15 protein-coding genes, 1 tRNA gene and 1 pseudogene are annotated in these 22,546 nt (G+C 54.7%); 2 read left to right on the top strand and 15 right to left on the bottom strand.

Going from position 1 to position 22,546, the window contains the following annotated elements; genetic code table 11:
* Positions 1–62 precede the first annotated feature (62 nt).
* A tRNA-Lys gene (locus KQH55_RS14065) sits at positions 63–138 on the top strand.
* A gap of 199 nt (positions 139–337) precedes the next feature.
* On the opposite strand, the gene KQH55_RS14070 is transcribed toward KQH55_RS14065, so the two are convergent.
* The 13 genes from KQH55_RS14070 to KQH55_RS14135 all read right to left on the bottom strand — a co-directional run bounded on the left by KQH55_RS14070 (position 338) and on the right by KQH55_RS14135 (position 19,505).
* Positions 338–592 (bottom strand): type II toxin-antitoxin system RelE/ParE family toxin, encoded by a 255-nt coding sequence (locus KQH55_RS14070; protein WP_255763158.1) that lies wholly within the window; start codon positions 590–592, stop codon positions 338–340.
* Positions 593–618: 26 nt separating this feature from the next.
* Positions 619–891 (bottom strand): CopG family ribbon-helix-helix protein, encoded by a 273-nt coding sequence (locus KQH55_RS14075; protein ID WP_235091421.1) that lies wholly within the window; start codon positions 889–891, stop codon positions 619–621.
* A 272-nt stretch (positions 892–1,163) separates the two neighbouring features.
* The gene (locus tag KQH55_RS14080) at positions 1,164–1,457 is read right to left on the bottom strand and encodes a hypothetical protein (RefSeq protein ID WP_235091422.1); all 294 of its coding nucleotides are present in this window, start codon (positions 1,455–1,457) and stop codon (positions 1,164–1,166) included.
* Between the two features lie 258 nt (positions 1,458–1,715).
* Positions 1,716–3,176, bottom strand: coding sequence for a TolC family protein (locus KQH55_RS14085; protein ID WP_235091423.1), 1,461 nt, complete (start codon positions 3,174–3,176; stop codon positions 1,716–1,718).
* On the bottom strand, positions 3,166–4,587 hold the full coding sequence (locus tag KQH55_RS14090; protein ID WP_235091424.1) for an HlyD family type I secretion periplasmic adaptor subunit: 1,422 nt from the start codon (positions 4,585–4,587) through the stop codon (positions 3,166–3,168). Before KQH55_RS14090 ends, KQH55_RS14085 begins: the two co-directional genes overlap by 11 nt.
* Positions 4,588–4,600: 13 nt before the next feature.
* On the bottom strand, positions 4,601–6,727 hold the full coding sequence (locus tag KQH55_RS14095; protein ID WP_235091425.1) for a type I secretion system permease/ATPase: 2,127 nt from the start codon (positions 6,725–6,727) through the stop codon (positions 4,601–4,603).
* A gap of 85 nt (positions 6,728–6,812) precedes the next feature.
* Complete coding sequence (locus tag KQH55_RS14100) at positions 6,813–14,063, bottom strand: S8 family serine peptidase (RefSeq protein WP_235091426.1); 7,251 nt, start codon at positions 14,061–14,063, stop codon at positions 6,813–6,815.
* The gene (locus tag KQH55_RS14105; protein WP_235091427.1) at positions 14,060–14,713 is read right to left on the bottom strand and encodes a hypothetical protein; all 654 of its coding nucleotides are present in this window, start codon (positions 14,711–14,713) and stop codon (positions 14,060–14,062) included. The genes KQH55_RS14100 and KQH55_RS14105 overlap by 4 nt, the downstream gene beginning before the upstream one ends.
* A gap of 1,069 nt (positions 14,714–15,782) precedes the next feature.
* Positions 15,783–16,466, bottom strand: a complete 684-nt coding sequence (locus tag KQH55_RS14115; RefSeq protein ID WP_235091428.1) for a DUF799 domain-containing protein — start codon at positions 16,464–16,466, stop codon at positions 15,783–15,785.
* Positions 16,467–16,479: 13 nt separating this feature from the next.
* Positions 16,480–16,848: a DUF4810 domain-containing protein gene (locus KQH55_RS14120; RefSeq protein ID WP_306666093.1), complete on the bottom strand. Its 369-nt coding sequence runs from the start codon at positions 16,846–16,848 to the stop codon at positions 16,480–16,482.
* A 41-nt stretch (positions 16,849–16,889) separates the two neighbouring features.
* Entirely contained in the window at positions 16,890–17,570 is a 681-nt protein-coding gene (locus KQH55_RS14125; protein WP_235091429.1) for a CsgG/HfaB family protein, read from the bottom strand.
* A 534-nt stretch (positions 17,571–18,104) separates the two neighbouring features.
* Positions 18,105–18,455 (bottom strand): surface attachment protein Sap1, encoded by a 351-nt coding sequence (sap1, locus tag KQH55_RS14130; protein WP_235091430.1) that lies wholly within the window; start codon positions 18,453–18,455, stop codon positions 18,105–18,107.
* Between the two features lie 876 nt (positions 18,456–19,331).
* The gene (locus KQH55_RS14135; protein ID WP_235091431.1) at positions 19,332–19,505 is read right to left on the bottom strand and encodes a hypothetical protein; all 174 of its coding nucleotides are present in this window, start codon (positions 19,503–19,505) and stop codon (positions 19,332–19,334) included.
* A gap of 118 nt (positions 19,506–19,623) precedes the next feature.
* Between KQH55_RS14135 and KQH55_RS14140 the strand changes: the two are divergent.
* Positions 19,624–20,119 (top strand): annotated as a pseudogene (locus KQH55_RS14140) (O-methyltransferase); the annotation flags it as partial.
* A 187-nt stretch (positions 20,120–20,306) separates the two neighbouring features.
* On the opposite strand, the gene KQH55_RS14145 reads toward KQH55_RS14140, so the two are convergent.
* Both KQH55_RS14145 and mnmE read right to left on the bottom strand, forming a co-directional pair.
* Positions 20,307–20,639 (bottom strand): DUF4148 domain-containing protein, encoded by a 333-nt coding sequence (locus tag KQH55_RS14145; RefSeq protein WP_076785770.1) that lies wholly within the window; start codon positions 20,637–20,639, stop codon positions 20,307–20,309.
* 383 nt (positions 20,640–21,022) lie between these two features.
* Positions 21,023–22,411, bottom strand: a complete 1,389-nt coding sequence (gene mnmE / locus KQH55_RS14150; protein WP_235091432.1) for a tRNA uridine-5-carboxymethylaminomethyl(34) synthesis GTPase MnmE — start codon at positions 22,409–22,411, stop codon at positions 21,023–21,025.
* Positions 22,412–22,546: the final 135 nt, after the last annotated feature.

The raw sequence follows: 22,546 nt of genomic DNA on the forward strand, positions 1-22,546 counted from the left end.
GGATGTCCGGTCCAAAAAATGTGTGCGCGCCGCAAAAAGCCTGCTATAATTCCCCTTCTGTTGGGGCGTTAGCTCAGTTGGTAGAGCAGCGGACTCTTAATCCGTAGGTCGAGTGTTCGAGTCACTCACGCCCCACCAAAGAATTCTGTAGTTAAATCAAGCACTTGCGAGTAATCGCCAGTGCTTTTTTTCGTTCATCAGTCGGACGCGAAGCCTCAAAAACTAGCCTTTGCCGGAAATCTGCCGCTACGTCGGCATTGAATCAAGCGCCCAAATGGTTGTCGTCATTGACCAGGCGAACGACCGACTCAGGCTTTGGTTTCATCGTCGGTCACGGTCAGTACCCCGCTTCCTTCTGATGCCGAAAAGCCAGCACGTATACGGCATCGTCTGCAGGTTCGTGGCGATACAAAGCCACATAGCCGGAATCGCCGAATTCGATGATCAGCTCACGCCACCCCGGTTGCTCGGAAAAAGGTCGTCCGACGGCTGGCGTCGTTTCCAGCAACAGGAATTGCCGCGTGATGGCTTGGGCGGCCCGCCGGGCCGCTTCCGGGCTCTTGCTGGCCACAAAGCGCCGGCAGCGCTCCAATCCTCGGCCTGCGCCTTCCGTGATGATTACGTGTGGCACTCAGGCAGTCCCGTTTCGTTGTCCGTGCCCCAGGTGTTCAACCACGCGCGCACCTCTTGCCCGGTCAAATGCTGGCCGGTTTCCTGATAGGCAGTCCAGGACGCCTGCGCCTCCTGCTTGAAGCTTTCACGGGCTTCTTCCCGTTCCACATACTGCTTGATCGCTTCACGCATGATCCAATGTGGTGACCGATCGCGCAGGTTGGCCAGGTGCTGCACGCGTCCCTTCAGCTCCTCGTCGATTTTGAGTGACGTTGCCATACGCCAGCCCTCCATTATCAATAAGTGATACCTAACGATACTATAGTCTTGCTCACCATCACTGTCCACGCGAGCCATCACGACGGCCAGCGGAGCGACCCGCTTCGGCGTGCCATTGGCCGACCGCCCGATCTAGCCAGCGACCGGGCTACGCTGGGCAGCCAACCGGCCGGATCCTCGCGTATGCCGGCCTGCAGCCCCAGGTTGGTGACCGTGAAAGCTGTAGCTGGCCGCCAGACAGGCATAGCGGTCCTTGTCGGCCCTACTGCCGGTTACTTGGAATGCTCCCCACTTCTCCGTGTTGAGCTGAGGGCGACCAGAATAGCGGCCTTATAGTCGGCGTCGTGCACGTCGATGCGATCGCCACGGTCGACGAACGCCGGCGAAACCCTGCCGGCCAAGTGGTAGGCCACATGATCGCCGTGGATCTCGGTCACGAAGTCGCGCAGATCCTTGCGACGCCGAGTCTCGTTCGAATCGACTTGTGCATCGCCGACAATGCGCGCCGGGATCTCGTCCGATTCGTGGTTGCGGTAACGCCACTGGTCAGCCGCCTTGGGCGACAACACATCTCTAAGCCAGTCTTTGTAGCTCGGAAACGGCCGAAAACGCTCCAGGAAGCCGCGGCGCTCGGCGCGCTGTCACTCCTGCATCCGAAGTCACATGGCGGCCTGCTAGAACGGTTGTTGACCTTTCGCTGTTTCATCGCCGTTACCTGCGAGTCTGGAAAGTAGAACTCCGGCAAAGTCAAGTAGTTCAATCCATAAAAACCAATATCACCAACGGCGCACAGATAGTCGGTAACATCTCAATATACTATCCATCTACGCTTTATCTAAGTCCCACATCCCAAGCTTGCCCAGTTTCGCCGCCAATTGCAGACGGGCTGATCGCCAATCCGTGAGCGCCTGAATCCGTTGCCGCTTTGCATTTGCCAGTGCAGACTGAGCATTGAGTAGTTCGAGCATGTTTCCAACGTTTTTCCGATACCGATGGTTCGCTGCATCATATGAACGTTGGGCTAACGATAACAGTGCAGAACTGTTGCCAAGATTCTGGGTCGCACTTTGCAATAATTGGTAGCTGTTCCATACATCGAGACCGGCCTGCCGGCGAATTTCATCAAGCGCACTGGATTGTAGTTCAATTTGCGCGTCCGCTTGCCTGACTTGATAAGTTCTGACGAATCCCTCAAAAATTGGAATGGTCACCTGGAATCCAACATACCATTCCCGATGTGTCGCGGGAAATACTGGGGAGCCTAGTTGCACACTCGTCGGCTGGTTGTTGTAATTGTATTGAGCCACGAGGTTCAGACGCGGCAGTCCCTCTGCGCGAATTTGAACAGCCTTAGATTGTGCCGCAACCATTTGTGCTTGGGCAGCAGCAACACTCGGATGATTACGCTGAACATCATCCATTAGGGCGGTAACAGAATCATTAAATTCCTGATCTGGCGTGACGCCATCTTCGACACCGGGTAGCAAAATCGCCGTTGTCGGCGCGAGATTCAAGTTGGACGCAAGTGTACCTATTGCGCTTTGCCATTCGTTTTCAGCCTGGACACGATTCACCGCTGCTGCTGCGTATGCGGTCTGCGCTTGTAACTGATCACTGATTGCGGCCACGCCTCTGTCAACACGAGCCGTGGCTGCATCGACGCTAGCCTTTGCAACTTGCTCCATTTCCTGCGCAGCGGTGAGCGCACCATGCGCAGCCTGTGCTGCATAAAAGTTTTTCACAACCGTAGCGAACACTTCTAGCAAGGTGGCTTGCTGAGTTGCCAACGCGGCCGTTACCAGCTCATTCGCATATCGTAATCCTGCCACACGTCCGCCAAAATCATACAGCGTCCAACTCAACGATATATTGGCATTCTGCAGGTTGGTGCGATAGTCCGACTTAAATTGAGGGTGACCGGTTACATCATTGGCTGTATTGCCATGGGTATGTTGCCAGCTTCCACTGACGGACGGCAAAAACGCTGCCCGACTCGCGCCTACAGCCGCGGCTTGAACTTTAACATGTGCCCAGGCCTGCCGGGTCTTTGGATGGTGACAGAGCGCGCGTGCCACGGCGTCTTGCAATCTCAAAGGCCGGGACAGCTCACCCGTCATACACCCATTTATTTCAGCGCCAAGCACCTCTATCGCCGGTGATGCCGGCACAACGCGGTTTGTCCCCAGCGGATCGAATAGCGACGCGGCAGCAACACCGCTAAATACACATCCGCCCCCAACCAGCAGGGCCGCGACGAATGATGTCAAGTCATATTTAGCGCTCACGCAAGCCCTCCTGGGCAGTCCGAGCGACGGGATCGAGAAAATAGTGTGCAACGCTGCGCTGGCCGGTTTTGATTTCAGCTGTCACGGCCATTCCAGGTGACAAATTAATCCAAGTGTCATTAGCTCGAATCCGATTGGTCTCGATACGAATGCGTGCAACGAAGGTTAAGCCACGCCTGCGGTCAAGAACGGCGTCATTTGACACAGCCTCGACTGTTCCTTTCAAAAAGCCATAGCGAGTGTAAGGAAAAGCCTCGACTTTAACGGTGGCTGGCTGCCCAACTTTCACAAACCCAATATCCTTATTTTCGATGCTGGCCTCGACTTCAAGCACGTCGTCCGGCACAATCTCCATGACTGGCGAAGCTGCCGTTGCGACGCCGCCTAACGTATGAATGCGTAGCTGCTGAACCGTGCCAGCAACGGGAGCGGTCAGGCTAAGCAACTTCTGACGTGTTTCCGCCTTAGTTTCGTCGTTGCGGCTTTGAGCGAGTTGTTGAGTCGCCTTATCAAGCCAATCTAGTTGCTGGCGCCTAAATTGCGAAGATATCGCTGCGATCTCAGCGAGCTGCTGTGCAATGGCAGCATTCAGTTCTCGTGTACGGCTACGTTGTGCGGCCAATTCATGTTCTAGGCTCAGCGCAGTCTGTTCCTTATCCAAGTATTCTGTTTTAGCCACGTACTTATCGCTCGCGAGCGTTCGGTAGTCGTTGGCTTGCTGCCTTGCCAAGGGCGCCGTCGCAGCGAGCTTCGCAATCTGCCGCCGAGCCGTAGCCTGCTGCGCTTCTCGCTTCATCAGTTCAGCTTGGGCTCCACTCAGCCTATCTCGGTATTCATTGTAAAAACCTTCGGCTAAGTGCTGTGCTTCATGCTGTTGTTCGTCGCTCGCGCCCTCCACCCTCCCTACGGTTGGAGGCTTGCCTTGCGCCTGAGCCAATAAGAGGGCGCGTGAACGCTCGGCAGTCAACGCTGCATCGATGCGACTCAACCTTGCTTTATCGGCATCAGCTGCGGCCTGAGTTGTATCGAGCTCCATGAGCAATTGACCGGCTTGCACTCGCTGACCGTCGCGAACCAAGATCTGACGCACCACTCCAGTTAGCGCTGGTTGTATTTTTTTGACTTTTTCCTTGGGTATTAACTTGCCCGGTGCAACAGCGACAATGTCCAACCGGCCGACCAGTGCAATGACAACAGCCAGCAATCCTAGAACCATCAGAATACGCATCGTCCACCATGGCAGTGGATGCGCTGGCGTTTCAGTCAGTTCGAGATGTGCAGGCAGGAAGGCTCGCTCGTGAGGCAATCGCGGTTTAGTATCCAGTTCGTGACGTATCCGCCAGGCTTCACGGAATACGGCGACATATCGCGTCAGCAATGCACCGAGCGCTTGGATCTTTGTCAGAATCATGGTAAAGGCATGATTAGGCGTTTTGAAGTGCAACTAAAGACGCATAGTAACCACGCCTTTCAAGAAGTGACTCGTGCGTTCCTTTCTCGACAATACGCCCTTTATCCATCGCAATAATGTGATCCGCATGACGTACAGAACTGAGTCGGTGCGCGATGATGATGACCGTACGCCCATTACATATTGCCTTCATATTATTCTGAATGATGCGCTCGGTTTCAAAGTCAAGTGCGCTTGTTGCCTCATCCAGGATTAGGATGCGCGGATTAGTCATCAACGCACGGGCAATCGCAATGCGTTGTCGTTGCCCGCCAGACAGATTCGAACCATGCTCACCGACGACTGTGTCATACCCTTCTGGAAGTTCAGAAACGAAGTCGTGTGCGCCGGCAAGCTGCGCAGCGCCAATCACAACATCGAGTGATACACCCGGATCAGTGACAGCAATATTTTCACGGATCGAACGGTTGAACAGCAGGTTTTCTTGTAGCACCACACCAATCTGGCGGCGTAGCCAGGCCGGATCTGCCAACGTCAAATCAATACCGTCGATACGGACCCGTCCCTGCTCAGGCAGGTAAAGGCGCTGCAGCAATTTCGTCAGCGTACTTTTTCCCGAACCTGACCGACCGACAATGCCGACTACTTCACCTGCGGCAATGTCAAGCGATACATTGTCAAGAACGGTTGGCCCCTCTGGCCGATAACGGAAACGAACGTTTTGGAAGCTAATGTTGCCCCGTACAGCGGGTAATGCTTGGCGACTAGTCGACAATTCGGTGCGTGTATTGAGGATATCGCCTAGCCGGCTCATCGAGATGCCGACCTGCTGAAAATCCTGCCATAATTGGGCCAGTCGCAACACCGGAGCCGAAACGTGTTGAGCCATCATGTTGAATGCGATGAGCTGCCCAACCGACAGCTTGCCCTCAATGACAAACCGTGCACCGAGATAAAGTGTCACTAAAGAAACAAGCTTGCCGACCAGTTGAATCAGTTGCTGGCCAACGTTGCTCAGCGACATCACACGAAAGCCAGCCGAGACGTAACCCGCAAGCTGATTGTCCCAGCGGCGCGTGAATTGTGGCTCGACCGCCATCGACTTGACGGTCTCGGCGCCCGAGACCGTCTCCACCAAGAACGAGTGGTTATCGGCAGTGCGAGCAAACTTTTCGTCCAATCGCTTACGTAGCATTGGCGTGACCGTAATCGATATCGCTGCATAGATAGGTAACGAAACGACTACCACCAACGTTAGCCAGACACTATACAGGCACATCACGGCCAAAAAGATGAACGAAAAACACAAATCGATCACCGCCGTGACAGCTTGACTGGTTAAAAAACTGCGAATATTTTCCAGCTCCCGGACACGGGCGACGGTGTCGCCGACGCGACGCACGCCGAAATAGGCCAACGGCAGTGCCAGCAAGTGGCGAAACAGTTTGGCGCCAAGCTCGACATCAATACGGCTTGCAGTGTGCGCGAAAATGTAATTGCGCACACCAGTGATCAAGATCTCGGCAGTCACACTCAACAAAAGCGCGATGCAAACGATGTTGAGTGTATTGAACGCACGGTTGACCAGCACCTTGTCCATGACGACTTGAAACATCAGCGGCGACACCAATGCGAATAGTTGGAGCACCGCGGATACAAGCAATACTTCTAGAAGGATGCGCCGATATTTGACAACGGCCGGAATAAACCATGAGAAATCGAAACGTGCAAACTCGCCAACAAGCGCCGAGCGAGAGGTCAGCAGCACCATCCAGCCATCCGAGCGTTTAATCACGTCGGCAGGTGTACACACTGTGGGTCCAGACGAGTCTGCTTCGACAATCAATGCTTTTTCTGCGTCACAGGCGGCTAGCGCAAAGTGCTTCCCGTGAGCATCGAGCACCAAAACGGGCTTGGGTAGAGAGGCCAGCCGATCCAACGTCACGTGTACCCGACGCGCTTTCAACCCAATGGATCGAGCCGCCAATATAAGGTCGTTGACACTGAAACAAGTAGACGTCAAACCACTCGCGTGACGCAACTGCGTGGCGTCCGTCGCGATGCCATGGAACTGCGCAATCAGTACCAGTACAGACAAGCCTGGATCATCGGATAGCGTAGTCGATTGAGGATGATTCATGACAAAAGGAAATGACCTGTTTCGACAGACGGGCAAGAAGAGCCATCCGCGATGGAAACCGCGGACGGCGATAAAGATGAAACGGTCACTGCCAATTAGCAGCGAGAATAGGTTGTAACGTTTCTTGCTGATTCGGCGTGAGGCTCATCGTTCCTGCGGTGGGTGGAGAAAATGCTGCCATCGCTTGAACAAGCGTTTCGACACCATGACTGGGCAACTTTTTGCCATCACCCGCAACGATCTCGCTGGGTCGATCGGACTGGTACGCATACCAGTTTTTCAGTAATACCGTTTCCGGGCAACCTATCGCGGAGATTTTTAGGTCCTGACCTGTATGCTGGAACCAAAGGCGGTCTGACGACGCATCTGGACCGAACGCCAGCTTCCCGAAATGATCGAAATAATCCAGTTCACAAGTGCCGTGTCCAACGTTCACTGTCGTTCTGCCTTTGAGCGTGGCAATATTGTCACCGTCACCAAGATAAATCTGGACGCCCCAGCCGGAAGCATGAATGTTATTGCGTCCAGCACCGACTGACAGTTCCCTGAATTGACCCGACACGGTATTGTTGCCATCACCAAGATGAATCGTGTCTGCGCCCAGACCGGAGCCGTGAATAACATTGTCCCCATCACCGGCGAATAAATTTCTAAATTTCCCTGATACAGTGTTGTTACCGTCACCAAGATGGACCTCTCTTGCACCCCCCCCCTGATCCGAGCCATGAATGACGTTATGTCCATTACCGACCGACAATTTTCCAAATAAGCCCGATAGGATGTTATCCCCGTCACCCAGTGAAACTTCCGCTGACGTGTCCGTGCTTGACACCACATTGTTTCCGTTGCCCCCGGCGACCACTGTTCCCATACCAAACAATCTGATCGTGTTATTCCCATCCCCCACGGTAAGATTCGCATTAATGCTGGTAACCGTTACATGGTTAGAACCCTCTCCCGCTAGCGTGGCCGAAGAGCCAAATGCATTTTGCAGCAAGATGTGACTGCCTCCTTGCGCCTTAATGTTCGAAGATGGATTAAATTGAAGCGCATGAATTGCCATTTGGTCATTTGCCACATTGACAGTCTCATTCATCCCAACATCAAGCACATTAGGCTGAACGATTAATTCAAGCAGCGACTCAGTTGATTTTCCTGACTGATCAGTAGCCTGAATCTTTATGTTCCATGAGCCAACCTCGGCTTCCCCGGGCACAACACTTAATTTATTCTTGTTTGCATCAAACCTGAGCCATGCGGGTAACGGCTTGTTATCCACCAACGTGGCAGCGTACCCGACAACATCATCCTGCGAAGCGGTGAACAACGTAGACAACACATCACTTGTCCAAGGCTTCGTTGAATCAATCATCAGAATAGATGTTGGGCACTCCGGATATGGCAAAGCGGGAGGCGCGGCAACTGCAGGGAAAGTGATGGGCTTCTCGCGAGTTTGGAACACACTGCCTTTGAACTTGGCACTTGGGGATTGCCATGGTGATAGCCCGGATATTTTCTTTCTAACCGATGCTGATTTAATCTGGCTTGAGATGGGAAGGGCAACAACAGAGCTCGGCTCATCCAATGTCCGCGACTCCTTCTTGGATATCAAACATTCAGAAAACGTCGAAGCAGTTGGCACAGTGAGCATGGGCGCCATGATAGGTTTGACTGGTTCAGCCAAGTCTATCTTCTTATGTCCTTCCATCGGACTATCCTTGCACACTGGTTCGAAATCATCTGTGCAAGACTTGACTGGAGCGATGGGATTGTGCTGCCGAGACAATTCATGCCTTCGTAACGCTTGTAAGACGTGCATCGGGAAAGACGCTAACCTCGGATCCTGCGCATCCACGTCCGCTGCCCCCCTTTCGGTTGACGGCATGGACACACCACTTTCCGACACAGCCCGGCTTGTCGCAAAGATAAAATCCGATTCGGTTAGTTGAGTTGGATCGATTGCGTCGAGATAGACAAGCTCTAAAGGCTCGTTCGTCTTACCCAGCGATTGGCTACCCACGCTCACGCCATGAATCTGAGAAAGCCCATTAATCGTGGCTCGGTTTCGTTTCTCAATAATCAAATCATCAAAATGCATGATGCCCGTCTGGCTCAAATCAATTTTATCGACTCCATGCTTGAATCCGCGCAATGCATTGCAATAACTTACCACACCATTCTGCTTGGCAATGACAAAAGTATTGGATATAGCACTGTCGTGACTGTAAATGGTGCCCGTCAATGCCGCCACCAATGCGCCACTCTCATCACTCGTATAGCTCACGCCCCGTGCACCGCCATTGAGCACAACGATACCTGTTGCATTAGACGACTCGGTGTTTACGGCTATACTTTTAATATAGTGGGCAGGCGCAATAAAGCTGTCTTGAAAAATAAAGCAGTTGGCATTCAACGCGCCAACTTGCTGATCCTTAACCAAGATTTGCTGACCGTTACCAAGATCGATGTGTGCATCCGCTCCACGCTGAGACAGGATGAGATCGCTGAATTGCTTGCCTGTAAAACCGACGAGGTCGATGATTTCGCCACCAGCCGCATCGAAGTTGATGATCGTATCAGAACCATTGATCCGGCGATGAACAACAAAAAAATCCTTGCCTGCGCCACCAATCAACGTATTGACACCCCGACCGCCATCCAGCAGCGCACCGCCGTCGCCTGCGATCAGCGTGTCATCGCCATCCCCCGTCACTATGTTCTGAATGGCGCTAGGGGACTGAATCGTCAACGCCGTGCCACCAATACTTGCGCTTCCCGTCGTTAGATCGATCGACGTGCCACCAGCGACCGCCGCCGTATTAATCGTATTGCGCCCGCCTTGTGTACCATTGACGCTGTCATCGAGCACAGCTCGTTCCACATTCGTTGCAACTAAATTTTTATATTCATCGGTATAAAAATAGATATCGTCTGCCGAGGTCGGGTGCCCATATAATCGCAAAGACCATTGATTGAGTGTAACAGGCAGCCCGGTTGCCGCGTCCGTCACCTCAAGCGCCCAATGGCCATTGGAACGCTCGCCCCAGTGATGGGTCGACATGAACGTATATTTGAACGTTCCTGATCGCGTGCTGCCGACATCGGTATCGCTAGCGCCCGCGGTGCCAGTTGGAGCTTTACCTACGCGATCCAAGAGAACGCTTTCCGTACCATTGGGTGAAATCAGCTTGACAATCAAATCGCCTAAACGTCCGACATCGGCATCGAAATCAATTTCCGCATGCTGAACAGTAAGCCCGGCCTCCATCAGCAGTATTGACTTAAACGCAGCGCCCGCCGGGATGATGTGGTTCAGTGCAACACTTTTCGCTGAGTAGACGATCTCGTTCTCACCGATGCTTTTCCGCAGCCACGACTCGGCCAAACGCACCGCTGCGCGCGCATCCACCATACCGAAACCGTAGTCGCTGCTGGCATGCATGCCGCCGCCGTTCCAATTGCGCGCGCCATTGTCATACCACGTCGTCGCCTTATCCTGCACACGCTTTGCTGACAACGCCAAAATTTCTTGTACGTCCCGATAGCCCAAATTGGGATTCGCCTCCAGCATAAGCGCGACAATGCCTGAAACGATCGGCGTCGCGAAACTCGTTCCACGCATATCGCTATATTGGCTGCCAAATGTCGATCCACGGTCTGTTTCTAGCATGCAACTAGTTGACATAACATTGCTGCCGGGCGCGGAGACGAGCAAGCTCGCCCCCGGATTCGAAAAAGGCGCCGATCCGGGTTGCAACGTCGATAGATCACTTTGTGCATTGATCGCGCCGACTTGGATCGTAAATCGGTTATTGCTCGTTAGCGAGCCCTGGGCGCTTCCGCCTTTCTCGCGCTCATTTCCACCGGCTGCTACGATGATCGTGCCCAGTCCGCCTCGGCCATTGTGCGCCGCATACCGAGCATTCCCCACCAGCGCGGTCTCGGTATTGATGAGCCCCGGTTGCAGATTGCTCAACGCAAAGTCGTGCTCAAAGCCCCAGCTATTGTTCGCAATATCGAAGCTGACCATGTTACCTAGCGCGGTCAAATCGGCGCCGCTGTTGGCAAGATAGTGGCCGCCGATCGTAGCGTCGTATGCAACCCCGATTCCCCCTAACTCATTCTTCGCTGCAACCATGACACCGGCCACCATCGTGGCATGGTTAGATACCGCGTGAGGTAACGTACCTTTAGCCTTCTGGATCGCAAGCCATGCCGGATCCACATTCGGCGCCAAGTCCGGATGGTGAATGTCAAAAATTTCTGGCTCGGTGGCAAAGGGACCACCTGGCTCAAATTGCCCGATGCGTACGCCTTTACCAGTGAAATCCTGCCAGACAGGCAGGATATTGGCGTCACTTAAATACCACTGTAGTGAAATCAATGGATCAGTCGGCACTTCCGGGGTGAGCATCGTCACCGTCGCGCGCATCGGCGCAGATTCGCCGCTGTCCAAATCCAGCACAGTCGCAGTAGGATTGCCCGCCGTATCCGTCACGCCGTACTTAAAGCTCATCACACCAGTGAACGCCGGATTAGGCGTGAACAACACGTCACCCGACTGCGTCAGTTCGACCGTTCCACCCACGGCGTCACCCACGGATGCAATTTTTAATTCCCCTTGGCAGTTCAAGCGTTGATCGTTCGCCAGTAGTTGTGACGCGGCAATTCCATGTGGCTGTATACGATCAAATACCTGACCGGCCTGATTAACGCGTAGTGAGTCGGCAACCGGCGCCGGGTTCGGGTGAGTTAAATTGAATCCGGAAATATTTGAAAAATTCAATTTTTGGATGTTTTTGAGCGACAGCGTACCATCACGCCCTATCTGATGGTCAACGACCGTATAACCCGATTCGGTCGGAGTAATCGTGTAATCGCCCAATTTTCCATGCAGGGTCACGATATTGGTCCCGCCCCCGCCGTCGATTACTGCATTGCCGTGACCCGCTTCGATAACATCATCGCCCATTCCACCATAAATGCGATCGGCGCCGCCCCCCGCATAAATAATGCTGCCGCCCATGGACGCATAAATCGTATCGCCGTTCGGCCCCGCATAGATTACCGCCTTACTGGCGCCCCCCATAATCGTATTGTGGCCGGCGCCGCCCACCAGCACATCATTCCCCCCACCGCCAATAATCGTCGTATTTCCGCTGCCACCCTTAACGAATACACTGCTGTTGCCACCACTGATGATGACGTCGTCGCCTCGCCCTCCCTCCGCGATGGTCAAGCCCGCCTTTGCCATGTTCAGCGTCATGCCCTGATCACCGACAATGATTGCCATATCGCGACCGCCATTACCCCGGATATTGTCCGGGTTGTCCCGAGCGCTGATGACAAAGACATCATCTCCCTCGCCCCCTTGATAGATATTGCTGCCGCCACCACCGACTAGCCAGCTACCCGTGGGAGCCGCAATCAGTGTGGTATCGCCTTTGCCTGCATAAACGTTGTCCACGCCCAGTTTGGCCGCATCGAGCGTTTCGCTCTCCGTGCTCACACTGGCGAATGCAGTCCGTGTTACACGGCCCGTCGTTGACGTCACCTTGACGCCCCCCTCGACAGCAACCAAGGCATTGCCGACCGGATCTGCCAAAAACTTCACCGCCATCCATTCGCGCACCTGGCCATTCATCGTAAACGTTCCATGGCCCATCACTTCATTGCCGTTTACTATTTGCCCAGAGGCAACGGATGTCGGCTTGATATGGATTTGCGTAATGCCAAGCTCGTCCAGTGTCTTAAGCTCTTCTGCGTCGCATTTTCCGTCATGGTTGGCATCCAACCATACCTTGAGCGTGTTCCAGATCGCGTCATCCCTGTCGATTACGCCATCCTGATTTGAATCAATACTCTTGAGCGCATCAAATGCATTTTTAAACGGCATTTGACCCGAAACGCCGTTCTCACCGGCTTTCCCACCGTAGTATTCAGACAGAAACTGGCTTGCATTGGTGATTTGGCCGCTACCATCATCGACGACCAATATGCCGGTTTTGCTGTCCGCCCATCCAGTGCGCTTCAACACGCCACTATGATCGACATCGAACAGGACCGGGTCTTCGATACCCGTCATGCTCACACCTTGGCCAGTTAGATCCAATAAAATCGGATCCACATAGGTGTTGACCGTTGTCATCGCCGACAAACCATTGAGTACAGCCGAATTCAATGGAAGCGCGTTTGGCTTATATGTCAACGCCGGGTCGACGTAAAACTGCCGAAGGTGTGCCCCAGGCTTAGCGTTTGGATCGAGTTGAAACGCGCCCGGGCGAACACCACCTGTGGCAAAACTGCCCATTTGCGCGGAGGCAAAATCGGTATTGTCCAGCGTATTGTCAGAAAATGAGATTTTGCTGGTGGCGGTATTCTGCACGAAACCATTGCGTACATCTTGTGCCGGCTTGTCCTCGCTCACCGAGCCCATTTGCGGGCGGGGATTGGGATCGATCTCGATGTTAATGAGGTGGCGGGCAGGCGCGTTGGGGCGCGGTAACTGGAAACTTTCTCTAAGCTTCGCAGCGTCTTGGGCAAGCGTTGCGGCATCTGCTGGACGAAACACGAGGTCTCCAACAGCTTTAACTAGATCGTTCCATTTAGGGACAAAGTTGAAATTCCCCACTTTGGTGTCAGACAACTGGTTAAATACTGACACGGGCGAAAGTGGCATATGCATGCAGGATAAAATAGTAACTCCATCCAGACCAAACGCCACATTCCAATTTTCTGTGAAATATTTGGCAGTGGCACTGGCAGCAGCAGCAAATCCGGCCGTAATTATTCGACAATCTCGAGTAAGCGCCCCAGCAGTGTTGATTTTATAGTCCGACAGGTATTCAGAATAATTCAGCATATCCCGGGCAAAAAGAGTGCCTCCCCAACTAGAAAAACTCAGCTTTTTATCGGGAAATTCGTCTTGAAGTCTTCGCATGCCCGCACCCGCATCATATCTTGTTATATTTTTAGGCAAAAAATCTTCTATATTAAATACACCTTTACTAACCTGCCTAAAGACCGTTAAAGCAATCTCATTAGAGATATCTTGGTATAATCTGTTATTCAGTACAGCCCCCTGGGATTTCGCGGCAGCGAACATATAATGATAGATCCACGTCCCAGCTGGATTAGGAGAAAACAACTGAATGTTGACCTCCCCGGCCTTGGAAAACCAGTTGATTGTACCTGGATCCACATCCTGGCGATCCTTAATGTCATTATAGATAGCAGCATAAGCATTGTAATAATTGACATTTTTTTCACCAGGCCCTTTTTTCAGGGCAATATTGACCAAGTCCACTGTTTTAGCACTCAGGGCAAATTGCGTCATTGAGCCTCTCCCACATAGAATGAGTCAATCAGCGCTCGCAGGCCAAGATCTACCTCAACCGCGTCCTTTAATTCCTTATTTCGCACAAAAAAATAGTAAATTGTGGCCCCAGACCGCGTTCGTGCTACATGGTGACATATAGCTTCGTTCTGATGGGTCTTATTTATTGAACAGACAAACATTATTGGCTGCCCATTTACCATCTTCCTATAATATTCAATACGCGCTTCTTCTGGACCGCGCTCATACAATTTAAACCCATATGGCCCTGTTTTTTCTTCCTGTGGGTTAATTTCCCTATCGCTGACGCTTTCTTCGGTAGTCGTAAATCGGTCAACCATGACCACTTCATAAATTCGGCAGCGAGCATGGTTGCAGTCCTTTGTATCCGGACCGAGCGGCTTGAAGCCCGGATAAAAGACGCGCAGGGAAACCTGTTTTTGTGGCCCACCGCGCCAATCGTCCATCTCGAACAAGTAGTTGCGCGGGATACGATAATGCGCACCCGCCATCTCGATATCGATCGGTGTGGGATCCATCGACCTTGCATCTTCAAACATGCCGGCTTGTGCAGTACAGCACAACGCACCCAGTCCGGCACTCATCAACGTTCGTATCCTGCGTAAACCCCACATGATGAAAAAGTGCATCACTTTCCCCTCTGCAAGACATATGTCGGAAAACCTTAGTGCCGTGGCCAAATCCAAACAGGTTAGGCGTTAAGCGTTTTACTTTGGCCGTTTTGAGATGGACATCTATATCTTCCCCTTGCAAGGATTTTTCTGCAATCTACTCGCTAAAAAGCGCCATGTAAACCGCTGCAAACAGCCTATATAGTGTCATCAAAAGACTTTTTGCTCTAATAGATGCGGAACTGAGTCTTCGCGACAGCAACAAATGAGTCAATGCGCTCAGCATAGTGAGTGGAATGCCACGCCATTGTTTTAGAAAGGCGTTTAAAACCCGATGCCTGTGGCAGTACAAAACGCTTTTTGTAATTTCGTGGCACCTTGCGACGCTTGCGCGGCGGAATCTGGGCTTACATACCTTGGACGCGCCTGCTCGGCGACGGTTTAGCTGTCGTAGCCCTTCCCATCGATAAACAGGTGCTCGGCGCTGATGCCCTCAATCAGTTCCTTGGCTTGCGTGCCAACGGCTCAAAGCCTTTCCGCTCTCGCACGAGATGCACTACACGGACCGAGTTGATTGGGGTTCCGCATATCGACGCTGGATCAGCCTATTCGTTCGACAGTCAATGGCAGCAACTGGCACCGAGGAGCTGCAGCGCACGATCGAGGACCGCTGTCAGCCAGGCCTACGTTTGCTCTTGAACGTCGGGAGCGCTTGTGCGCCTTTAGGCGATCGTAACGAGAATCGCTGCATTGCACAATTGCACCGCTGCTCAGTGTGACTCGGCAGTCCCCACAGAGAATTCGTCGTATTAGCGGAGTTTGGAGCCGGAACCGATGTGTCCTGCTATCGCGTCGATTCCGCAGCCCTTGTATGCGAACTTTCCTGCGGCGCTCCATTGCTCCGTGTCAGGCTGCTAATGAATTGCCCCATTGAAACGATTCCAAAGTAGGGCAAAGGAGTAATACAGCCGCCGCACGCGGTCAAGCAGCGGCGCACCGCAAAAATGGCGGTGCGCCCGTAAATGGCCCGCTGCGCATACGCAGCCGCAATACCACATCCCGTGAGGCAAACGCAGCGAGAAGCTCGTCAATCGGTTCCGTACTTCGGCGAGCGCGGTCCGTAAAGCAAGCCAGTCGGCGGCCCGGCCGACAACAGGCGCCGGCTCGCTAAATTCGCAACGTCAACGCTGTCGTCGGACAGCGTATGCGCAATCTGCTTGATCGCGGCCTGGGCCAACATGCCGATCAATCCAAATGCACCGACGTTGACGTTGGTGCCCACCTCGTCGCCGGTCGCACGCCCCTCGCCCTGCCACAGCACATCGCCGGTTTTCAGATCGACAAGCTTGGCTGATGCTGCCACGACCGTCTTACTGTCGAGCACGGTGTAGACGGAGCCATATTGCTTGACCTTCGTATAGAGTGCGGCGTCGGCGCCGAAGATGTCGCGAAGCTTCGCGGGCGTGACGCTTTGAATATCCGTCGGAGTGGTCAGCCCGTTGTACTTGAACGTCTCCTCCATGGGCGCCACCGGTACCACGTAGTATCCAGCCTCAGCCAACGGAAGCGTCATCTGCGAAAGCAAACCGTATGTCGCCTTCACGTCCGACGTTTCATTCACCGGCGGCAGCACGAGGATTGAACGCGGCTGACTTCTCTTGAATGCCGTGTAGTCAGGACGTTGGGCGGGGCCCGCACATGCGGCCAGCAATGCGAGCATCGCACCGACGCATAGCGATTTCAGTAAAGAGATCTTGCTGATCTTGAACATAGTGACGCTCAGCTCAGGGTTGCTTGGACTTCTTCATCAGGAAGTCCATGTACGGCGATGATTCGGGAAACGACTGTCTCTCGGCCTCGAATGCTTGTGCGGCTTGCTGGTCCTTGCCGACGCTCGCATACAGCATTCCGAGATGCGCATGAAAACCCGGCGGCGGGCGATTTCCCGCCGCACGAATTTGTTGCAGCGCTTTTTCCAGGGCGTCGATCTGCTGCTCCGGCGCCGCTTGTCCTTTGAAGTACTCGTAGACCTGCGGCTGATAAGCGTCCCATTGATACAACGGCACGGTCGGGTGACTGGCGCAGCCGGTCAACCAGGCCGCAGCCGCGACCAGCGACAATCCGTTTTTTCTGAATAAGATAGGAAAATTCATACTGCTTTTTTTAGCGATTGGCATAGCGCGGGGCGACCGCTTCATTTCACCGAGCCGAGTGCGCCGGCATCGACCTGTTCAACCAAGTGGTTGACCGCTTCCTGAATGGCCAGATCCAGCACCTTGCCGTTCAGCGTGGAGTCATAGCCGGCCGTGCCGCCAAAGCCGATGACCTCCCGATTGGACACGCTGTACTCGCCCGCGCCCTGACTCGACAGCACAACTTCAGACGTCGCGGTATTGACGACATTGAGATTGACCTTTGCGTACGCGACCTGCTCTTTGCCACGCCCGAGGATGCCGAACAGTTGATGGTCGCCGACCTCCTTGCGACCGAACTCGGTGACGTCGCCCGTCACGACGAAATTGGCCCCCTTGATCGCTTGAGCCTTTTTCATGAAGCCAGCTTCCTGCTTGATCTCGTCTAGATTGTCCCGATCGAGCACGTTAAAACGGCGGCTCTGTTGCAGTCGCGTAACCAGGATCGTCTTGGCCTGTCCACCGAGACGGTCGATTCCGTCGGAAAAGATGCCACGCATATAGCTAGACCGGTTATCGAACTTGCCGACGGCGATCCCCATCGGCTTGCCAGCGAACGGTGTTTGGGCGCTGCTGACCACGGGCACCGGCAGCGTTCGCGACGATTCCGTCGCGCACGCGCTTAGTCCCAGGGCGAGCGCCGCCGTGAACCAGATAACGCCAACATTTTTATGCTTTTTCACGCAACCTCCTTATCAACTTAAAAAAACACTGCCTAATTGGGCGCGGCTCGTGGCAAACGCCCGAACGCGGCCATGCCGTTGCCAAATCGGCGGCAACGTCAGTCATTGCCCAACTTGTCGAACCGGTGAAATAAAAAAGACGCGCTTAGCTTGGCGCTCACCATGCTAAGGTTTTTCGATGAAACGGTGTGTGTAGAACAACAGCCGCTACTACTGCGCCAGTCTTATCTATTCCGACAAAATCGATAGCCCCTTCGTCGTTTTTTGTTTGAAATCCCGCTGCACCTGCATTTTTCAGCCATCATTTCGCTTCATCGATGGCAACGAGAAAGGATTTTATGATGTGGTGCTAAACAGCGAGATTTTCACGTCTGAGTCGCGCAATGTCAACGCCGAATTGACATTGCGCGACCGTTGCAAAGAAGATGAGATCCGGCCCATTTGTATGGGCGGATCCCGGCTACCGCAGTGCCTCAAACCAGTACGGCGCTCGTATCAGAACACAGCAATTCATCGCCATGCAGGCATTCTTCACTATTGCTTGATAAAGCGGTACGAAGTCCATAAGCCGTTCGGATCGCGATTGCCCGCGTTCTGAAATTCAATTGCATGCCCGACTACTCGGATAATTCTGAATTCGTCATTCTCCGGCGTCGACAGGCATTGATACGCATTGAACAACTCTTGCATTTTTACTTGTTCACCGGCCAACGCATGCTGATCAGCCGCGTCCAGCTTATCGCGTGACAAGCATCCATAGGCATTTGCCTTGAACCGGAACGTCTGGTCCGGCGCCAACTTGACGACTTTATCCTGGGCTTGCGCCGCGGAAAATGCGGCGGCAAGCGTGACGAGAGCAAAAACCATCCCAGTACATTTCATCATGAATCTCTCTCCTGTGAACTGCGCATACCTTGGTATGTCATATCTGAAGTTAAACGCAGCAGTTCCATCGTAGACCAATGCACGCGAAGCACAAGCAGAATTTTTGTGCAACCGCAATAGGCTAAAATGCCGCACCCATCGGTAACATGCCTGCCACGCGCATTGCGGCGTTTTGACGCATCGCACATATCGCGCTGCAGTATGTCGCCGAAATGGCGCGGGGTTCGTCGCATTAAAGACTGCATAAAAATACCTAGCCCCCAACGGGTAAGCCCTCGGCGCCATTTCGCCAAAAATCAATGAGGCGCTGGAACGCTTGCTGAATAAAAGAGCGCCGGGGGAAAGACACATATGTGCCCCGAGCCGGGATAAGCAAAGCGCGGCAATCCGAATCACATCGCACGATGGATCGCGCGGATTGGCCCGGGTAGGCATACGCCCCATTGACAGCCTCCACGCTAGTTCCGCTCGCCGGCCAGCATGCCCATCGCGGCGCGCCGACTGGGTGTCGATGTGGGCGCAGGATGGAAATACAGGTGCTGACTGGCTAGCTGGAATGCTAGTGGGCAAGCGGAAATGCTGGCGGGTAATGTACAGCGTCCTCAAATGAACAAGGACTAGCGTAGGGATCCGATCATGGCCGAGCAGATTATCCTGGACGCATTTCTCTTACTGCCATTGTGATCGTTGTGTTTCTTTTCATTGACGGGCTATGGCAGGAGCACCGGTTACGCATTAAGGCCGCGCCGAGCGCGCGCGGCCTTAATCATCGACGGATGCGGGACGCGATTCGTCACGATCACCCGCCGGTTTCAGGGGGCAGCTTACGAATGACGCCGCACCTGCGCACCGGCGCACCACGCGCGCGGCGTCGAATCAATGACGGTGGCGCAGCCATCCCGCCAGATGGCGAGTCTCCATCCAATGAAGTACACGGCTGCGTTCCGGATGCTCGCGCCAACGTGATAAAAGTTCAAACCCCCACAGTGCCAATAGAATCAGGAGGCCTAATCCACCACCGATCAGGCCTGCAACCGTTTCGCCTTCCATGATTGCCCTCCATTGGGAACACTCATCACTTTATTGTAGGCAATCGGATAGCGACGAAAAGGGGCAAAGACATGCGCCTGCGCGCGGCTAGTTGACTCAGCCGCCATTGAGCGCGTGCAGGGATCTACCGCTGCCCGTTTCGCGACAACAGGCATGCTGCTGTACATGCTGGCTCGCGGCTGTGGCGCACAGAGATCGTCGAGTTCGGCACCTCGTTCGGCATCTCGACGCTGCATTTGGCGGCGGCGTTGCGGGACAACGGCGGCGGTAGGCTGATTACGAGTGAATTTGAGCCGTCCAAGGTGGCGCGGGCCCGCAATCACCTCGCAGCCGGCGGACTAAGCGACCTGGTCGAGATCCGGGAGGGCGACGCGCTGCAGACGTTGAGCGTCGACTTGCCAGAAACAATCGATCTGCTCCTACTCGATGGCGCGAAGGGGTTATATCCGGAAGTTTTAAGCCAAGTGGAAAGCCACCTTAGGCCAGGTGCCTTCATCGTCGCCGACAACGCCAACCACAGTCCCGACTATCTGGCGCGCGTGCGCTCGCCTGGGGAGGGCTACCTGTCCACGCCGTTAGACGACGATGTGGAGTTGTCTATCCGAGTCTGTTGAATGGGCATTCAACTATACATCCGCTGCAGCGTCCCGCTGGCACTCGGTGCGGCACACCACGGCTTGATTTGCGCTGCACCGTCATCGCCGGCCGACGCAGCACTCACGAGGCTATCCTCACCCACCTTGAACGTCGGATGCACCCGCGAATACCGTTGGCGCCGGCAGGCTCCTCCCAGTGGCGGGCTCAGTGCCCCATATAGACGGATTGAGACACATGGGCAATGGTCGGGCCGCCCGCCTGCGTCGAACCGCTGGCCACGCCGCCCACCGCTTGTGCGGCGACGTGTTGCTCAGCGGCATGCTTGGCCGCCACGCGGGCCTCAGCCGCTTGGATGTTGTTCGGATAATCGTAGTCGTTGGCCGTGGCGGGATTGTAGCCAACTTGCTCGAGTTCAATCAACTCGGCCCGCACTTGGGCGTGCGTAAGCGGTGCGTTCGTTTGTGCGAACGAGGTCAGCGGCGCCGCAGCAGCAGCGGCAACAGTGGTAATGACGACAGCTTTAATCAGCGCATTCATGACATAACCTCCGATTGTTCGTTTCACCTTGAAGCTACAAACGTCAAGGTCCGTAGCCGACAAATGCAGTGTAGGAGCCGGACAAATAAGGGTAAATATCTAATCCACGAATTCACTGTTATCAAAAAAAGAACAATCGAGACGCGGTGCAGCGTCTCAACGCACTCCGGCTATTGCGCCCCGTCGCAGCCGACTCAGGCGCGCGCTACGACGCACAATGATCCGCTAGCCTGAAATCCAGGCATGCGTGCAACACCGCAGCAAAACAGGTCGTTTTGCGGGGTGACGCCCAACGGAGACGGGTCGGGATTGACGAGTTCGAGCCGGTCCAGGTGAATATCCAGGGCATTAAAGATTGCCAACGGATGTCTATGGACCCTGCATTACTTTCCAATACAGAACCGGCTGAAGATCACACCCAGCAAATCGTCCGACGTGAACTCACCAGTGATCGCGTTCAATTGCTCCTGCGCCAGTCGCAACTCCTCGGCAAATAAATCGAGCGCTTGCGCATTGCGCGCCGCGTGCTCCGCAGCCGTCGCCAAATGCTCGCCTGCTATGCGCAATGCGCGCAAATGACGCTCGCGCGCCAGATAGACACTTTCCGCGCCTGCCTGCCAGCCGGCAATGCGCAGCAGTTCGGCGCGCAGCAGGTCGATACCGAGCGCCGCCTTTGCGGATAGGCTGACCTCGCGCGCCGCGCCATCCCCGGCATCGCGCACCTCCGGCTCGATGTCTGCCAAGTCGATCTTGTTGAAAATCCGCACCACCGGCACGCCGGCGGGAAACCGTGCGGCGATCGCATGATCCTCTACGCTTATTCCATCACGCGCATCCAGCAGGTGCAGCACGACATCCGCTTGCTCGATTTCGTGCCATGACCGCGCAATACCGAGCCGCTCCACTTCGTCTTGCGTATCGCGCAGGCCGGCGGTATCGATCACGTGCAGCGGTATGCCTTCGATCTGAATGGTCTGCGCAACCTTGTCCCGCGTCGTGCCAGCAATCGGTGTCACGATTGCCAGTTCGGCACCCGCCAGCGCATTAAGCAGCGAGGACTTGCCGACGTTCGGTTGCCCGGCCAGTACGACGGACAGTCCCTCACGCAGCAACGCGCCTTGTTTCGCATCGCGCTGTACGGCCGCCAATGCGTCGCGGATATGCGCCAACTTGCCGCGCGCGTCGGCCGCCTCCAGAAAATCGATTTCCTCCTCCGGGAAATCGAGGGTGGCCTCGACCAGCATCCGCAGGTCGACGACCTTGTCGACGAGCCGATGGATGTCGCGCGAGAATGCCCCTTCCAACGAACGACCGGCCGAGCGCGCGGCCGCCTCGGTGCTGGCTTCGATTAGGTCCGCCACGGCTTCAGCCTGCGCGAGATCAAGCTTGTCGTTCAGGAACGCGCGTCGCGTGAATTCGCCGGGCTGCGCGAGCCGCAGGCCGATGTCACAGCCAGCGTCGAGGCATCGCTGCAGCACGAGTTGCAATACAACCGGCCCGCCATGCCCCTGCAGTTCGAGGACGTGCTCGCCGGTGTACGAATGGGGTGCCGGGAAATACAAACCGATGCCGCGATCCAGCGGCACGCCGGTCGCATCGAAAAACGGCACATAGACGGCACGGCGGGGCGCAAGCCGATCGCGGAACAATGCGTCCATCAGCCGCGCGGCCGCGTCGGCCCCGGCCGCGCCGAACGAGACACGCACCACACCTATGCCACCACGGCCCGGTGCGGTGGCAATCGCAACGATCGGATCAGAATCGGTTTGCATTAACTCAAATAAATAGGTGCGGCAATACGGGTCGCCGTCGATAGCGGCTCGCGTCCATTGTAGTCAGACGGCCCGGCGATTCGCGTCGGATACCGCGACGGCCCATGCCGGCGGCGGGCACCTCGTCAAGCTGCC

The organism is Mycetohabitans sp. B3, from assembly GCF_021498065.1.
In the GTDB taxonomy this organism is placed as follows: Bacteria; Pseudomonadota; Gammaproteobacteria; order Burkholderiales; family Burkholderiaceae; genus Mycetohabitans.

Excerpts from the sequence above, each read along its gene's own strand:
- KQH55_RS14115 (WP_235091428.1), bottom strand. The coding sequence starts at position 16,466 with ATGTTCAAGATCAGCAAGATCTCTTTACTGAAATCGCTATGCGTCGGT.
- KQH55_RS14100 (WP_235091426.1), bottom strand. The coding sequence starts at position 14,063 with ATGACGCAATTTGCCCTGAGTGCTAAAACAGTGGACTTGGTCAATATT.
- KQH55_RS14120 (WP_306666093.1), bottom strand. The coding sequence starts at position 16,848 with ATGAATTTTCCTATCTTATTCAGAAAAAACGGATTGTCGCTGGTCGCG.
- KQH55_RS14105 (WP_235091427.1), bottom strand. The coding sequence starts at position 14,713 with ATGCACTTTTTCATCATGTGGGGTTTACGCAGGATACGAACGTTGATG.
- KQH55_RS14095 (WP_235091425.1), bottom strand. The coding sequence starts at position 6,727 with ATGAATCATCCTCAATCGACTACGCTATCCGATGATCCAGGCTTGTCT.
- KQH55_RS14135 (WP_235091431.1), bottom strand. The coding sequence starts at position 19,505 with ATGGAAGGCGAAACGGTTGCAGGCCTGATCGGTGGTGGATTAGGCCTC.
- KQH55_RS14090 (WP_235091424.1), bottom strand. The coding sequence starts at position 4,587 with ATGATTCTGACAAAGATCCAAGCGCTCGGTGCATTGCTGACGCGATAT.
- KQH55_RS14145 (WP_076785770.1), bottom strand. The coding sequence starts at position 20,639 with ATGAATGCGCTGATTAAAGCTGTCGTCATTACCACTGTTGCCGCTGCT.
- mnmE (WP_235091432.1), bottom strand. The coding sequence starts at position 22,411 with ATGCAAACCGATTCTGATCCGATCGTTGCGATTGCCACCGCACCGGGC.
- KQH55_RS14075 (WP_235091421.1), bottom strand. The coding sequence starts at position 891 with ATGGCAACGTCACTCAAAATCGACGAGGAGCTGAAGGGACGCGTGCAG.
- sap1 (WP_235091430.1), bottom strand. The coding sequence starts at position 18,455 with ATGATGAAATGTACTGGGATGGTTTTTGCTCTCGTCACGCTTGCCGCC.